Origin of the sequence: Microbacterium sp. zg-YB36, from assembly GCF_024623575.2 — a bacterium.
In the GTDB taxonomy this organism is placed as follows: domain Bacteria; phylum Actinomycetota; class Actinomycetes; order Actinomycetales; family Microbacteriaceae; genus Microbacterium.
In genome coordinates this window covers 1,184,367-1,199,469 of the sequence record NZ_JANJFD020000001.1, presented here as the reverse complement: position 1 = coordinate 1,199,469, position 15,103 = coordinate 1,184,367, and the positions used below count along the sequence as shown (strand labels likewise).

18 protein-coding genes are annotated in these 15,103 nt (G+C 67.7%); 8 read left to right on the top strand and 10 right to left on the bottom strand.

Features of this window, described 5'->3' with window-relative positions:
- Positions 1–22 precede the first annotated feature (22 nt).
- From NQ151_RS05900 to NQ151_RS05885, 4 genes are all read right to left on the bottom strand, one after another.
- Positions 23–376 (bottom strand): hypothetical protein, encoded by a 354-nt coding sequence (locus tag NQ151_RS05900; RefSeq protein ID WP_257527326.1) that lies wholly within the window; start codon positions 374–376, stop codon positions 23–25.
- Between the two features lie 80 nt (positions 377–456).
- Positions 457–1,152 carry a hypothetical protein gene (locus NQ151_RS05895; protein WP_257527325.1) on the bottom strand — a complete coding sequence of 232 codons (696 nt, stop codon included), beginning with the start codon at positions 1,150–1,152 and terminating at the stop codon, positions 457–459.
- A 113-nt stretch (positions 1,153–1,265) separates the two neighbouring features.
- On the bottom strand, positions 1,266–2,018 hold the full coding sequence (locus NQ151_RS05890; protein ID WP_257527324.1) for a phage tail tube protein: 753 nt from the start codon (positions 2,016–2,018) through the stop codon (positions 1,266–1,268).
- Between the two features lie 10 nt (positions 2,019–2,028).
- On the bottom strand, positions 2,029–2,613 hold the full coding sequence (locus NQ151_RS05885; RefSeq protein WP_257527323.1) for a phage tail tube protein: 585 nt from the start codon (positions 2,611–2,613) through the stop codon (positions 2,029–2,031).
- A gap of 90 nt (positions 2,614–2,703) precedes the next feature.
- On the opposite strand from NQ151_RS05885, the gene NQ151_RS05880 reads away from it, so the two are divergent.
- On the top strand, positions 2,704–3,459 hold the full coding sequence (locus NQ151_RS05880; RefSeq protein WP_257527322.1) for an endonuclease VII domain-containing protein: 756 nt from the start codon (positions 2,704–2,706) through the stop codon (positions 3,457–3,459).
- On the opposite strand, the gene NQ151_RS05875 is transcribed toward NQ151_RS05880, so the two are convergent.
- The 6 genes from NQ151_RS05875 to NQ151_RS05850 are packed head-to-tail and all read right to left on the bottom strand — an operon-like array spanning position 3,460 to position 5,507.
- Positions 3,460–3,675: a hypothetical protein gene (locus NQ151_RS05875; protein ID WP_257527321.1), complete on the bottom strand. Its 216-nt coding sequence runs from the start codon at positions 3,673–3,675 to the stop codon at positions 3,460–3,462.
- Positions 3,676–3,714: 39 nt separating this feature from the next.
- On the bottom strand, positions 3,715–4,164 hold the full coding sequence (locus NQ151_RS05870; protein ID WP_257527320.1) for a hypothetical protein: 450 nt from the start codon (positions 4,162–4,164) through the stop codon (positions 3,715–3,717).
- Entirely contained in the window at positions 4,164–4,607 is a 444-nt protein-coding gene (locus NQ151_RS05865; protein WP_257527319.1) for a hypothetical protein, read from the bottom strand. The genes NQ151_RS05870 and NQ151_RS05865 overlap by 1 nt, the downstream gene beginning before the upstream one ends.
- Positions 4,604–5,038, bottom strand: coding sequence for a DUF6093 family protein (locus tag NQ151_RS05860; RefSeq protein WP_257527318.1), 435 nt, complete (start codon positions 5,036–5,038; stop codon positions 4,604–4,606). The genes NQ151_RS05865 and NQ151_RS05860 overlap by 4 nt, the downstream gene beginning before the upstream one ends.
- A gap of 17 nt (positions 5,039–5,055) precedes the next feature.
- Entirely contained in the window at positions 5,056–5,292 is a 237-nt protein-coding gene (locus NQ151_RS05855; protein WP_257527317.1) for a hypothetical protein, read from the bottom strand.
- Positions 5,289–5,507 carry a hypothetical protein gene (locus NQ151_RS05850; RefSeq protein WP_257527316.1) on the bottom strand — a complete coding sequence of 73 codons (219 nt, stop codon included), beginning with the start codon at positions 5,505–5,507 and terminating at the stop codon, positions 5,289–5,291. The genes NQ151_RS05855 and NQ151_RS05850 overlap by 4 nt, the downstream gene beginning before the upstream one ends.
- A gap of 62 nt (positions 5,508–5,569) precedes the next feature.
- Between NQ151_RS05850 and NQ151_RS05845 the strand changes: the two genes are divergently transcribed.
- The 7 genes from NQ151_RS05845 to helR all read left to right on the top strand — a co-directional run bounded on the left by NQ151_RS05845 (position 5,570) and on the right by helR (position 15,100).
- The gene (locus NQ151_RS05845) at positions 5,570–6,613 is read left to right on the top strand and encodes a tyrosine-type recombinase/integrase (protein WP_257527315.1); all 1,044 of its coding nucleotides are present in this window, start codon (positions 5,570–5,572) and stop codon (positions 6,611–6,613) included.
- Between the two features lie 213 nt (positions 6,614–6,826).
- Entirely contained in the window at positions 6,827–7,246 is a 420-nt protein-coding gene (locus NQ151_RS05840) for a hypothetical protein (protein ID WP_257527314.1), read from the top strand.
- A 45-nt stretch (positions 7,247–7,291) separates the two neighbouring features.
- Positions 7,292–9,586, top strand: a complete 2,295-nt coding sequence (locus NQ151_RS05835; protein WP_257527313.1) for an MMPL family transporter — start codon at positions 7,292–7,294, stop codon at positions 9,584–9,586.
- Positions 9,587–9,635: 49 nt separating this feature from the next.
- Positions 9,636–10,217 carry an isochorismatase family protein gene (locus NQ151_RS05830; protein WP_257527312.1) on the top strand — a complete coding sequence of 194 codons (582 nt, stop codon included), beginning with the start codon at positions 9,636–9,638 and terminating at the stop codon, positions 10,215–10,217.
- Positions 10,218–10,512: 295 nt separating this feature from the next.
- The gene (locus NQ151_RS05825; RefSeq protein ID WP_257527311.1) at positions 10,513–11,121 is read left to right on the top strand and encodes an NADase-type glycan-binding domain-containing protein; all 609 of its coding nucleotides are present in this window, start codon (positions 10,513–10,515) and stop codon (positions 11,119–11,121) included.
- A gap of 368 nt (positions 11,122–11,489) precedes the next feature.
- Positions 11,490–12,839, top strand: coding sequence for a D-alanyl-D-alanine carboxypeptidase family protein (locus NQ151_RS05820; protein ID WP_257527310.1), 1,350 nt, complete (start codon positions 11,490–11,492; stop codon positions 12,837–12,839).
- Between the two features lie 122 nt (positions 12,840–12,961).
- On the top strand, positions 12,962–15,100 hold the full coding sequence (gene helR, locus NQ151_RS05815) for an RNA polymerase recycling motor ATPase HelR (protein ID WP_257527309.1): 2,139 nt from the start codon (positions 12,962–12,964) through the stop codon (positions 15,098–15,100).
- The last annotated feature ends 3 nt before the right edge of the window (positions 15,101–15,103 follow it).

Genomic DNA, 15,103 nt, shown 5'->3' with positions numbered 1-15,103 from the left:
AAGTCCTTCTCAGTTTAGTGGACTAAAAGGACCCGTCTTCGGGGTCGGCATCCTCGCGCTCCTCCGCGAGTTGCTTGTAGTACGACGCGCGGAATGTGTGCAGCGGCGCACCCCGCCGGTCGTAAACCTCGGGGTAGGCGGTGCCGCCGATGAAGTTGTCGTCCTTGGAGCGACTCTCCTCGTGGGCTTTGAGTTCTGGCTTCACCCAGCACTCGTCTTCCTTGATGCGGACCTGGAGGCGGGCGTCCTTGTTGTGGCACAGCCAGCGGGGGAGCCCGCACTGCGTACAGCGCTCGTCCTGGACCATTTGGTACGCCTGCATGACGAGGACGTCCTGCTTCGACCACTTCTTGCGGTTGTCCGCACCCAGGATCATCGTCGTAGGCCTGACGCCAGCCGCAAGCGCCGCTTGAATGAGTGACAAGTACCCCGCCCCGCGCTCAGCGAGGTACTCGGCTAGAAATCCGCGGAGTCAGTCCCCGCATCGCCGATCGCGCGCCGCGCCTGAAGCTCGTCCAGTGCGCCTTCCAGCTTCGCCCACTCTTCGGGGAGCAGGTTCTTCTTCAAGGCTCGAGCGTTCTCCAGGCTGAGCGAGTCGAAAGTCTTGCCGATGGCCGCGTCCGTCCACTTCGTCACGCTGGTCGACAGGACGACATTCAGGTATTCGTCCCGGACGTCCTCGTCTTCCTCGGCAGTGAGGCCGCCCTTCGGCTTCAACTTCAGGTTGCGATACGCCTTGCGGCGGGCATCCTTCATAATGAATTCGGGCAGCGCGCGGATGGTGAACGTCATCGACGTCTCGGCGAGCTTCTTCTCCAGAGCCTCCGCGCGGTCGGCCAGTTCGGCCGCCTCCGCCTTGGCCTCTGCGACATCCTCGTCGGCGACATTCTCCTGCGTGAGCAAGACCTTGAGCTTCTCGTTGAGTTCGTCCTGCTCGCCGCGCACGCCCCAGCGGCGAGTGTGCTGGATGAGTTTGGTGTTGGGGACGTAGGTGCGCTCCACGCCGCCGAGCTGCTCGCCGGTCACTTCGTCGGTGAAGACGGTGACCTTGCGTTCGCGCTTGGTGATGCCGGCGAGCCTCGCGCCAAGGTCGTAGTCTTCGCGAGCCTCGCTGATGATCTCCTCGACGGTGCTCTTGTCCTTCTTGCCCATAGCCAAACCTCCTGTGGTCGAAACGTGCGGTCACTCACAATGGTACGCCGTGTTAGTCCACTAAAACACGAAACGCCCCTCATGGGGGCGAGACGTGCTCCGAGGTAGCGGAACTAGGCCGAGACGGTGATCTCGTGAGCCGTGCCAGCGGCCGAACCGGGGTAGGTGGCCGTGATCTCCACTTCGCCGTCCGCGATGCCGATGACCTTGCCGTGCGGGGTGACGACTGCGATCGACTCGTCGCTGGAGACCCAGACGGCGCCGACGGTGATGTCGTTGCCCTCGTAGGCCGCGCGAAGCTGGATCGACTCCCCGACACCCACGGCCGCGGGGCCGGTGATGGCCACGGCGGTCGGGGTGAGCGAGGGGACGATCCGGTTGATGCCGACAGCGCCCTTCGGCCGGAAGTCGATCGTGTAGAAGCGGTTCTTGTCACCACGCTGCTCGGAGTTGGCGTCGGTGATGACGTGGAAGGCGTTGTACACCTGGCCGGGAGCCCAGGCCGCGCTGGCTGCGTAGCCGTCGCGCTGGGTGAGCACCAGTTCGGTGTGCGGCGTGCTCACCAGGCTGCGAACAGCGCGCTCGGGCGTGCCGACTTCGCCGGGCAGCGGTGGGAAGAACGCGATCGAGCCGCCGAAGTTCTCGTAGCCGCGCGTGGCGGCCGTGGCGGCGTCAGTGAGGACGCGATCCTCGTCCGTCTCGGAAGCCTCGACACCGAAGTCGTAGCCGTCCCACTTGGTGACGTTCGAGGCGTTGGTCAACGCCTGAAGCTCGGGGAGGATCGCAGTCTCAACGTCTGCGATGGCTGCGCGCACACCGATGTGAAGGGCGGTGTGCTTGTTGCTGGAGATTTTGGTTGCGGGCATGGCGGGCTCCTTAGGCGTCCAGGAAGCGGGGTCCGAGGGCGTCCTTCTGGATGAAGACGCTCTGGATCTTCTGCTTCGAGCCGTCATCGTGGACGTTGACCGGAAGGTCGGTGTGGGCGTAGTAGGTGTAGATCTCCTGGTCCTCGGCGAAGGCCGTGGTGGAGTCGAAGCCGACGCGGTGGATGATGATGTACGGCACATCCGGCGCGAAGGTCAGGTTCTTCCAGAGGTTGAACACCGAGTCGGTGGCCGCGGGGTTGGCGTCCCGGAAACCGGTCATGTCGGCGTCGAAGTTGAAGTCCGTCAGGTCGACCGAGTTGCCCGGATCGCACAGCGTCCGCTCGTCGTCCTCCTCGGAGCCGGTCATCTGGAGGGTGAAGCCATCCGAGACGATCGCGCAGGTCACGTTGCCACCGGCGCCGGCGTTCGAGTGCGCGGGGGTCGTGACCACTGCGTAGTGGTTGATGTCCGCGGACGTCAGCTCATCCCACGGCACAAGGCCAGACGGCAGGACGGCGTACGGCTCACCCAGAACCTCGTAGGCGGGGAGCACCACGACGGCTTCATCCTCGTTATCTATACGGCGGCTGGCCATCGGGTCTCCTGATGCTCGGCTAGTACGTGCTTGCCACAAGTCTAGCGATTATTAGTGGACTAACACGCGAGAGCGGACTAGACTTAATACGTGAATCAACGCACTGACTGGGACAATCTCTTCTGCTCCTTCGAGGGCTGTTATAACCGCACGTACTCTGGGGGCCTGTGCTACGGGCATGTCTGGCAGATGCGACGTGGTGACCTGGGGGCGCACCCCCTGAAGAAGCAGAAGACGGAGCCGTGGGATGTGCCGGCGTGCGCGTTCGAGGGCTGCGAAAGCCCGTCCTACGACACCGCCTACTGCGACCCCCATGGCCAGCAGATCAAGAAGGGTCAAGCCCTGTCGCCCATTCAGGCGCGCAAGCGGGCGAAGCTGCCAGATGGCACATTCGCGCAGTGTTCGTTCGAGGGGTGCGACAACCCGTCGCGCTCGATCGGCCTGTGCCGGACGCACTACTCCCAGCATTACTCGGGGAAGGAACTGCACCCGATCAAGCAGGAGATCCCGTGTCCGGTTCCCGAGTGCCGGGGGAGCTACACCGCGAAGTCCCGTATCAAGTGCTGCCCATGGCACGTTCAGAAAGGTCGTCGGTACAACCTGACGGTCGCGGAGTTGATTGAGCTGTTTACGGAGGCCAAGTGTGCCATGTGCGGATCGCGAGATGCTCTTCATGTCGACCACGACCACGCGTGCTGCCCAACCCGCGGCACCTCGTGTGGCAAGTGTGTGCGCGGGCTCCTATGCAAGGACTGCAACACGCTGCTTGGGCATGCTCGTGACAGCACCGCCATCCTTGGAGCCGCGATCACCTACCTGGAAACGCGCGGGTTGCGCGCCGCCTGATTACAGGGTGAGTTCCTGCTCGTCTTCGCCCTTTTCGGGCTCGTCAGATGCGGAGGCGAGGTAGCCCTCGATGACCTCCTGCGGAATGGGAAGGTATGCGAGCGGCTTGGCGTCATCGGCGATCAGGGTGAGATGCGGATTTCCTTCGGCCACGCGGGGGCTGAGCCACTGGGTCAGGCCGGTGACACCGTGCCTGTATTTCCGAAGTGCGCTCATACCTACCAGTCTAGAGCGAATTAGTGGACTAAACGCGGGTCACCAGGGACCGTCAACGCCCACGTTCACTGTCGTCTCGAAGAAGGTGCCGGAGATGAAGCGAGTGGGGGTGTTGGCTGTGGAGGGCCGACGAGTCCCGTAGCCGCCTTTCATCTCGAAGGCGTCCGATGTGGGGGAGGGCGCCCAGTCGAGAAGCAGGCCGATCACCGCCTTCCGTGTCTTCCGAGCGTCATTCGCATTGCCCGCGTAGCAGGCCACATTGACGGGCAGGACGTGCGGCTGGCCCTTCTCCGGGTTGGCGAGGTTGCGCTCGCGCGCCGAGCGGATGGTGGAGCCGAAGTCGGCCACGATGTAGGGCGCGATCTTGCCGTCGGCCAGGCGCGGCGGGTTTGCCTCATCAGGCAACGCACTCTCGTAGACCCGGCCGCCGACCAGCGTGCGCAGGCGCGCGAGAACCGCGTCGATCTCGATGTCGCCATCTGCTGCCATCAGACTTCCCTACCGATCTCGCGGAGGCGTGTCCTGAAGTTCTCGCGCGCCTGAACGAAGCTGCCCTGGAGTGCCGACATTCCCTCAAACTGGACGTCGTACTTCTCGGAGCCCGCCTCCTGAAACAGAAAGTATTCGAGGAACTCGTCCAGCCATCCCCACGCGCCCACCGTGCGATCCTTCGTCTTCGTGAGGATGCGGGACCGGATGGCGTCGCGCATGGTGCCGCTGTCCACGCGGCCAGGCCCGTTACCGCCAGCCTCGGCGCGATCGGCGCCGGTCTGCGTCCAGGCGGCTTCGAGGATGCGGATCATGTCTTCGGCCGCTTCGGCGATGACGTCCTCGAGGATCTTGTCGAGTTCTTCCTTGATCCGCCGGCCCTGCGCTTCCGCCCAGGCGCCGAGATCCTGGTCAGGCTTGTGCATCTTGAAGCGGACGGTCATTCGGAGATCCCCAACTCGCTCATGGCCTCGACGGTGCGCAGTGCGGCGTGCGAGGAGTTGACGGCGGAGAGCACCTGGTAGTCGAAGCGGGCGAGGCTGGGGTCTTTCCCGCCGCGGTACTCCACGTACATGCCCTTGGTGATGATCGGGTCGTCAGGCAGCAGATCCCACTGGAAGCGGAACCGCCGCTTCGTGCTCCAGCCGTTGCCGTCGCTCGTCTCCAGTGGCATGCCGACGTGCTGCGCGCGGGCCGGCCGCCAGTCCTGCGCGACCGTGGGCGGCGTGCCCCCAGTCACCGTGTCGGTGATCGGGTCATAGGTGCCAGGCGTACCCGGCAGCATGACGCGAGCCTCGCCGTTGAACATCGTTCTGGCAGCCTCGGCGATCACGTCGCTCCAATGAGCGGCGGTCGGGATCGGAGACAGAGGCATAGTTCCAGGATAGTGGACTAACCGGGCGGCGAATCGGGGGCGCTCTCGGCCGCCAGGCAAGCGGGGCAGGTGTCCATCGGGTATTCGCGCTGGTATCGCCAGCCAGCGTCGATGATCTCGTCCTTCATCTGCGCCTGGTGGTCTGAGGTGTTGCCGAACGGGCCTTTCGTGGCCTTGTGGCAGGCGTCGCACACTGCAAACCAGACCTGCTTCTGTGGTGCGCCCTTGGGTAGGCGATAGGCGTGGAAGGTCATGCTGCCTTCGCCTTCTTCTTGGCCTTCTTGCCGCCCTTGCCATGCGGGCAAGGTTCGTTCAGCATCCATGCCCGGAAGCACGCCTCCTCGACGCGCCACGTTCCGCGCGTCTTCGGCTGGCCGCCGTGCAGCTCCTCCAGTTGGAGGGCGGGCATGATCGTGTATCGAGAGATGCCCGACTCTTCGACCATCTCCGCCATTGTCATGTACCTCATTGGAACTCCCTTCATTAGTCCACTAAATGGCACATTAGCCACCTATCCCCTACAGTGCAAGGGTGGCATGGACTCAGCAACTCCCATCGGGCAACTGGCGGGGGCTCTACCGGGGGCCGGACGGCAAGCCTCGCAATGCGGGCACGTTCGCCCATCAGAAGCGCGCCCTAGCGGAAGCCACCAATGCTGAACACGAAGCAGACAAGCCGGGCTGGCGAGACCCTCGCGCGGGCGCGCGCAAGTGGGGGGAGTGGTATGAGGAGTGGCGCGCCGTCCGCGAGGACGCCGACAAGCTGAGCCAAACCGACAAGTCGCTGCTCAAGAATCACATCATCCCCGCCTGGCAGGATGTCGCGCTGGCGAGCATCACGCGGTTCGACGTGCGGGCGTGGGCCGCGAAGCTCGGGGCGTCGAAAGAGGATGGCGGCGCCGGGCTCTCCGAGTCGACGGTGAAGCGCGTGGTCGCTGTCTTCTCTGGCTCCCTCTCTGCGGCGATCGACAAGGAGATCTTGGCCACCAACCCGTGCTTCCGACTCGGGCTCGAGCCGGGCGAGACGGATGTGGTGCGGTTCTTCAGCCGCAAGCGCGTGGCGAAGATGCTCAAGAAGCTGAAGGACCGGCCGGAGGATCGGGCGATGCTCGCCATCATGGTCGGCTGCGGGCTGCGCTGGGGCGAGATGGCGGGGCTGCGACCCGAGCGGGTGGACCTGAAGCGCCGCATGCTCCGGGTGTCGCACGTCCGCAAGCAGAACGGCAAGGTCAAGAAGTACCCGAAGGGCCGGAAGATCCGCGATGTGCCGATCCCCGAGTGGGTGGTGGCGGAGATTAAGCCGTTCGTGAAAGAGGGACGCGAATTCGTCTTCATGCGCACCAACTCGTCCAACTGGCGGCGGGACGTCTGGAGCCACCTGGACACCGGCGGTCGCATCCACGACCTGCGCCACACCTACGCCTCTTGGCTACTCCAATCCGGCGTCGAGATCGCCAAGGTCAGTAAGCTGATGGGACACTCTTCCATCCGGGTGACCGAGCGGTACGCGCACCTCGCGCTCATGCCGATGGAGGAAGTGGACGCGGCGATGTACGACCCTCGGCGTGTAGCGTAACGTGTAGCGAACAGGGTCACCAATGGCCCACAACCTTCAACTAACAGTCGAGGTCGGAACCGCGGAAATACGCGGAAAAGGCCCGAGGCTCCACTTCCCGAAACTTGCTCCACCAAGGCCTAAACGCACTCGTAATGAATAGGTCAAGGGTTCGATTCCCTTAGGTGGCTCTGACCGAAAGTGGGGCTCTTCGGAGCCCCATTTTCGTATCGGGTGATCGAGCGCGCAGGGGGACTCATGGATGCCGCGCTCGACGCGATCCTCGAGATCTTCAGCTGGGTCGGCCTCGGCGCCGGCGCGGTGGTCGGACTCGTCGCCCTCGTGCTGTGGGCGGTGGACGGATCGTGGCTTCCCACCCGCGGTGTCGTGGACCAGGACGAGGACCGCACCGTCGTCCGCTGGTTCGACGATGACGGGGGAGTGGGCGGCGCTGTCGCCAGCCACGCCGACGCGGAGCGCCTCGCCGGCGAGTCGATGGTCGACATCTGGTACCGGCACGGCTCCCGCGACCGCTTCCGATTGACGCACCACTCACCCGGTGTGCGCGCCGCCGCCTGGCTGGCCGCGGGGCTCGCGATGCTCGGGGTGCTGGCGTTCGCGGCATCCGGAATTCTTCTGTTCGTTCGCGGCTGAGGTCGCCCGGTGGCGATCTCCGTGATCGCTAGATAAGCTAGCAATATGGCAAATGAGCGAACCGTGCCGCGCTGGTTGCGCATCGGAATTCCGGCGATCCTGGTGCTGGTGTGGCTGATCGGCGGTTCGATCGGCGGCCCGTACTTCGGCAAGGTCGACGAGGTCGCGATCAACGACCGCTCCGCCTACCTGCCTTCCAGCGCCGACGCGACGCAGGTGAACGAGCGACTGGGGGCGTTCCTCGGCGATGACAGCGTGCCCGCCCTGGTCGTGGCCACCGGCGACGGCGAGCTGACCGAAGAGCAGCTGGCCGAACTCGGCGAGGTTGCCGCGGGCCTGGCCGACCTCGACGCAGTGGCCGGTGAGGTCTCGCCCGCGGTGCCGTCCGAGGACGGCGAGGCTGTGCAGATCTTCGTGCCGTTGGATGCCGACGCCGAGCTCGCCGACGCCGTCACCGAGCTGCGGCAGCACCTCGTCGACGTGGCACCGGCCGGCATCGAAACGTGGGTGACCGGCCCCGCCGGGTTCTCCGCGGACCTCGTCGAGGGGTTCCTCGGCATTGACGGGATCCTGCTGGCGGTCGCGCTCATCGCCGTCTTCGTCATCCTCATCATCGTCTACCGGTCGCCGCTGCTGCCGGTGCTCGTGCTGCTGACCAGCGTGTTCGCGCTGTGCGTGGCGCTGCTGACGGTGTGGTGGCTCGCGAAGGCGGGCATCTTCGTGCTCAACGGGCAGGTACAGGGGATCTTGTTCATCCTCGTGATCGGCGCGGCCACCGACTATGCGCTGCTGTACGTCGCGCGCTTCCGGGAGGCGCTCGCCTCGGGCAAGCATCGCTGGGACGCGACGATGGCGGCTTGGCGTGGGGCGTTCGAGCCGATCCTGGCCTCCGGCGGCACCGTGATCGCGGGGCTGCTGTGCCTGTTGCTCAGTGACCTCGCCACGAACCGGGCGCTCGGCCCGATCGCGTCGATCGGCATCGCGTTCGCGATGCTGTCGGCTCTCACGTTCCTGCCGGCGATGTTGGCGCTCACCGGGCGGGCGGCGTTCTGGCCGTTCGCTCCCAAGCCCGACGCGCTCGGCATCCCGGATGACTTCACCCAGCCGCAGAAGGGACTGTGGCCCCGCCAGGCCCGGTTCGTCTCGCGGCATCCGCGTGCCGTGTGGATCGTCTCCACGCTCGTGCTGCTGGGCGCGTGCTTCGGGGTCACCCAGCTGAAGGCCGATGGAGTGCCCTCGAGCGACCTCGTGCTCGGCGCGTCCGAAGCCCGCGACGGGCAGGACGAGCTCGTCGAGCACTTTCCGGGGGGCTCCGGCAGCCCGGTGTACGTGATCCTCCCGGAGGATCAGCTCGCCGCAGGTGTCGAGGTGCTCACCGCCAACGACGGCATCGACTCGGTCGCCGTGGCGTCGGAGGATTCGCCCAACGGTCAGGCGGGCGTGGCTTTGGAGGGTGGGGACGTCGTCTTCACCGCGATGGGTCCGCCCGGAACGCCCGTGCCGGCGCCGACCGTGGCCGAGGGCGACGTGCTGCTCGTTGCGACCCTGACCGACACCGCCGACTCGATCGCCGCGGAGGACGTCGTGCGCGACCTGCGCACCGAGCTCACCGACACCGTCGGCAGCGACGTGCTGGTGGGCGGCGAGACGGCGACCGACGTCGACACCAACGACACGTCGATCCGCGACCGCACGCTGATCATCCCGATCATCCTGCTGGTGATCCTGATCATCCTCATCGCGCTGCTGCGATCGCTGCTGGCGCCGGTGCTCCTGATCGGCACCGTGATCCTGTCGTTCGGCTCGGCGCTGGGGGTGAGCGCGCTGGTCTTCAACGGGATCTTCGACTTCCCCGGGGCCGATCCCGCCGTCCCGCTGTACGGGTTCGTGTTCCTCGTCGCGCTCGGCATCGACTACAACATCTTCCTCATGACGCGCGTGCGGGAGGAGTCCCTCGCGCACGGCACCCGCCTCGGCATCCTGCGGGGGCTCGTCGCCACCGGCGGGGTGATCACCTCTGCCGGGCTCGTGCTCGCGGCGACCTTCGCCGCGCTGGGCGTCATCCCGATCCTGTTCCTCGCGCAGCTGGCGTTCATCGTCGCGTTCGGTGTGCTGCTGGACACATTCATCGTGCGCTCCCTGCTGGTGCCGGCGCTGTCGTATGACATCGGCCGGGCCATCTGGTGGCCGTCGAAGCTGTGGCGCAACGACATCGGCGGGCGGCAGCGGGCTGCGGGTGAGGTCGGGGCCGGCGCCGGCGAGCCTGGCGCTCCCGCCGAGCACAACGTCGCCAATCCGGCGCCGACAGGGGCCACCCGCCGCTCCTTGCGCCGTCGCTGACCCGGATTAGCGACGTTGTGCACGCGCGCGACGGCGTACCCTAGCGAGCATGAGTAAGGCACTGTTCATCGTCGACGTGCAGAACGACTTCACCGAGGGGGGCGCGCTGGCCGTGCAGGGCGGTGACGCGGTCGCCGAGGCGATCACCCGGCACCTCGCCGCCAACCCCAATGACTATGACCTGATCATCGCCTCCCGAGACTGGCACGATGCCGACGGCGACAACGGCGGGCACTTCGCCCCCGGCGAGCCCGACTTCGTGGACACCTGGCCGCCGCACTGCGTCGCCGGCACCGAGGGCGCCGAATACGACCCCGGCCTGGTCACCGACGCCGTCACCCACCACGTGAAGAAGGGGCAGGGCGTTCCCGCTTATTCGCTGTTCGAGGGCACCACCGACGAGGGCGAGTCCGTCGCGGAGCTGTTGACCGCTCGCGGCATCCTGGAGGTCGACGTCGTCGGACTGGCGACGGACTACTGCGTGCGGGCCTCGGCGCTGGATGCCATCGCCCACGGCATCCGCGTGCGCGTGCTCACCGACCTGGTCGCTGGGGTCGCGCCGGAGTCCAGCGACGCCGCGCTGGCCGAGCTCGCCCAAGCCGGCGCCGAGCTGGCGGAGTCCGGCGCCTGAGCCTGTTGCCGAGCTGCGGAGATCGGCCGAGCTGAGGGCGGATGCCGCGCCGCGGCCCGCGCCCGGGCGGATCTCCTCGTCCCGGCAAAGCCGAGGCGGGAGCCGCGCCCGATTCGCCGAGATGCGGGGATCGGCCGGAGTGAGGGCGGACGCCGCGCTGCGGTCCGCATCCGGGCAGATCTCCTCGCCTCGGCAGCGCGCGGTCCTCGAAATCGCAACCTACGGGACGGACGTCGGAAGGTGTATTCTCGCGCCCAACTCCAAGCCGTGTGGGGGCGAGTCCGTGGAGGGCATCGTGGCTGAAGAAGAGGTTTCGCGGGGGCGAAGGCTCCGGTCCTGGGTGCTCGGTCACCTGGACGGTATCGTCAAGGCACTCGTCGGTGCGGGAGTGGTGGCCGTCGCCGCCGCGTTCTTTGCGCCGCGCCCGGAGCCCATGTGCGACGACCCCGGGGAGTTACAGCGAGTTGTGCCTGTGTCTGTGGAAGCCTCCAGCACTTATACGGAACCGGGCTATGAGGCGAGCAATCTCATTGATGGGGATCTCAATTCCGCGTGGATTGAGGGGATGGCGGACCACGGGGAGGGCGTGACCCTGCGGGTTGAGCTGCCTGCCGGCACCGATCTGGCATTGGTCTGCCTGGCCAACGGATGGGCGAGGAGCGAGGCGCTTTTCGCGCGGAACGCCACGCTGGCCACGGTCGAGGCGGCGACCGAACATGGTGTGGAACGCAGGTCGCTCCGCGAGAAATCACCGGATGAGCTTCGGGTTCGGCAGTCCATCGCGATCGTGCCAGGCCGCACCGACTTCGTCGAGTTCACGCTCGTGTCCGTCCATCTGCCATACGAGCCGGTCTCCGGGGAGCGCGACCTCGCGCTCTCGGAGCTGGAGTTCTGGGCGCGCTGACGTCACCCCAGAGGGGAGCTCGTGGCGCAGGGCGGCTTGGGCGCGGCGGGCGCGGACCTGGCCGAGTCCGCTGCCTGAGCCGCGCCCCCCCCGGAATTGCCGAGGAGCGGGGATCGGCCGAGCTGAGGGCGGATGCCGCGCCACGGCCCGCGCCCGGGCAGATCTCCTCACCCCGGCAAACCCGAGGTGCCGCGGTCTTGCCGAGGAGCGGGGATCGGCCGAGCTGAGGGCGGATGCCGCGCCACGGCCCGCGCCCGGGCAGATCTCCTCACCCCGGCAAACCCGCGCCCCCGCCCACCCCCGAAAACCCGTAGATGCGCTCCCGCGCATATGCGTGGTAGACAGAAATTGGATGGGGGTCCCGCACGATGACGACGCAGCACCGGCCCGACGATGCGCTCGAGGACTTCACGGAACTGCTCCGTGACGAACACGCACCCTTCAATGAAGACCGCTTCGACCCGGAGCTCCGGCGCAAAAACCGTCGCCGCGGCCTGATCGTCACCACGGTCGTCCTCGCGGTGACCCTGGCCTCCGGCGGAGGGTACGCCGGCTGGGCGCTGACCGCGCCGCTGAGCGACCCGGTCGCCACGTCGCAGGCCCCCAATGCGCCGGTGCCGGCCGCCGCGAGCATCCCGCTGCCGCCCGAGGGTGCCTCGGCGATCGCGATCTCGGGCGCCGACGAGTACCTCGGCTCGACAGCCAGCACCATGTGGGCGACCAGCGGAACCGACGAGCCCCGCCCGATCGCGAGCATCAGCAAGCTCATCACCGCCCTGGTCGTGCTCGACGCGGTGCCGTTGGCGGATGCCACGGATCCCGGCCCCACGCTCTGGTTCGACAGTGCCGACTACGCGCTGTATGACAAGTACTACCTGATGGGCGCCACCATCGCCGCGATGCCGCGGGGCAGCTCGATGTCGCTGCGCGACGCGCTCGCGACGATGCTCATCCCGTCGGCGAGCAACTACGCCGAAGCCGTCGCCGGCTGGGCCTTCGGGTCGCAGAGCGGCTTCGTCGGCGCGGCCCGGCGCTGGCTCGACGCCAACGGGCTTACGAACACCACGATCGTCGAGCCCACCGGCATCAACCCGCGCAACACCAGCACTCCTACCGACCTCATCGCGCTCGGACGGCTCGCCGCCGCGAACCCCACGATCGCCCAGATCGTCTCCACCCGCGGCCTGACGTTGCCCGGCCCCGGCCCCATGTCAAACACCAACGGGCTGCTCGGCAGCCACGGGATCACCGGGCTCAAGACCGGCACGCTCGACCCCGGCGGCTCGAACCTGCTCTACACCGCGACCCTCGACGTCGGCGCGGCCCAGCCGCTGGAGATCGTCGGTGTCGTGCTCGGCGGCTCCTCACGCGAGGCGGTCAACCACAGTGTGACCAGCCTTCTCGACGGTATCGCCGGCGGCTTCACCCAGGTGCCGCTGGCGGACGAGGGCCAGCAGGTCGGCTCCTACACGACCCCGTGGGGGAGCACCGCGCAGATGGTCCTCAGCGAAGACGCCTCGGTATTCAGCTGGTCGGACACACCCATCACCGTGACGATGGACACCACGACACCCACGACGTGGCAAGACGGCGAGGTGGTCGGCAGCGTCACGTGGACATGCGGCCCGAACACGGTGACCGTCCCGGTGGAGATCGAGGGGAGCATCACACCGCCGGATGACTGGTGGAAGCTCACGCACCCCGACGAACTCGGCTGACGCCCCTGTCCGCGGTTCCAGTTTATCGCCCGCACCGGGGCTTGCGGCAGGGTCCCCGTTGCGGTGCATACTGGGCGATCGCGCGCGTGAAGCCAGGCGCCGCGGTCGAAACGGAGCCGCCCGTGAGTCCAGCCACCGTCAACGCCTTCCACCTCCCCGAACGACTCGCGATGAAGGCGGATGCCGCCCTCATCGCCGCCGATGAAGCCCACTTCACCCGTATCGCCGAGACGCTGCAGCTGTCGCGGGCGCGGGCGACCGCCCGCCTCGACGCGATGCTCAACGCCCCCGGCGGCAAGGGTCAGGCCGCGCTCGAGCGCGACCTCGAGATCCACCGCATCAACTCGCAGTTGACCACGCTGCGCCGCTTCGGTCTGGACATGTGCCTCGGCCGCCTCGTGGCATCCGATGGCTCCGCCCCGCTCTACATCGGGCGAATGGGTCTCACCGGGGAGGACGGCCACCCGCTGCTCGTCGACTGGCGCACGCCCGCCGCCGAACCGTTCTTCGCCGCGACGCACGCTGACCCGATGGGCCTCGTCAGCCGCCGCCGCTACCGCTGGGCCGGCGGTCGGGTGATCGACTACTGGGACGAGGTGTTCACCGCCGACGGCGTGGAGGCCACCGCCGCGGTCGACGAGCAGTCCGCGTTCCTCGCCGGTCTCGGCGGCGCCCGCACGTCGCGGATGCGGGACGTGCTGGCCACCATCCGGGCCGATCAGGATGCCATCATCCGCGCGGGATCCCGCGGTGCGCTCGTCGTCGACGGCGGACCGGGCACCGGCAAGACCGTCGTCGCGCTGCACCGCGCCGCCTACCTGCTCTATGCCGACTCCCGCATCACCCGCGGCAGCGGCGGCGGCGTGCTGGTCGTCGGACCCCACCAGCCGTACTTGGCCTACGTCGAGGATGTGCTGCCGAGCCTGGGTGAGGACCGCGTGCAGCTGTGCACCCTGCGCGACCTCGTCGCCGAGGGCGCGACCGCACTGCCGGAGGCCGACGCCCGCGTCGCGAGCATCAAGGCCGACGGCCGCCTCGTCGACGCGATCGACAACGCCGTCCGGCTGTACGAACAGCCGCCGCTGACCGCCATCGTCGTGGAAACCGACTGGGACGACGTGCGGCTCACCCCCGACGAGTGGGCGGATGCCATGGATGCCGAGCCCGGCCAGCCGCACAACGACGCTCGTGACGAGGTCTGGGATGCGCTGCTCGGCATCCTGACCGCCAAGTCCGACATCCCCGCTGCGCACACGCGGCAGGTGCTGGCGCAGAACGACGCGCTCGCCCGGGCGTTTCACCGGGTGTGGCCGGTGCTCGATCCGCGCGGGCTGGTCGCGACGCTGTGGACGGACGCCGATTTCCTGCGTCGCTGCGCGCCCTGGCTGAGCGACGCCGAGGTGCTGCTGCTGCAGCGCGACGATGGCCGCGCGTGGACGGCATCCGATCTGCCCTTTCTCGACGCCGCCCACCAGCGGATCGGCGACCCCGGCGCCGGCCGCGTGCGCCGCCGGCGCGAGGCCGCGCTCGCCGCCGAACGGGAGTACCGCGCCGACATCGCCGACTATCTGATGCGGTCCTCCGACGACGACCTCGGGCTGATGTCGATCCTGCACGGGGAGGACGCGCAGAACAGCCTGGACGACCACGACGCGCTGCCGCGCACGTCGCCCGACCTGCTCGCCGGGCCGTTCGCGCACGTGATCGTCGACGAGGCGCAGGAGCTGACGGATGCCGAATGGCGGATGCTGCTGAGCCGCTGTCCCTCCCGCAGCTTCACCGTCGTGGGAGACCGCGCGCAGGCGCGGCACGGGTTCACGCAGTCGTGGCCGGAGCGACTGACGCGGGCCGGGCTGAAGAACATCACGGTGTCCGAACTGACGATCAACTACCGCACGCCCGCCGAGATCATGGCCGAGGCCGAGCAGGTGATCCGCGCGGCTGTGCCGAATGCGAACGTGCCGACGTCGGTGCGCACCGGTGGGGTGCCGGTCAGGCGTGGCACGCGGTCGGAACTCGAGACGATCGTGGCGTCGTGGCTGGCCGAGAACGAGGAGGGCACGGCGTGCGTGATCGGGGACCCGACATTCGCGTCGTCGGCGCGGGTGCAGTCGCTGACGCCGGAGCTGTCGAAGGGGCTGGAGTTCGACCTGGTGGTGCTGGTGGATCCGCACCGTTTCGGGGAGGGAATCGAGGGGGTCGTCGACCACTACGTCGCGATGACCCGGGCGACGCGGGGGCTCGTCGTGCTGGAGGGGTGACCG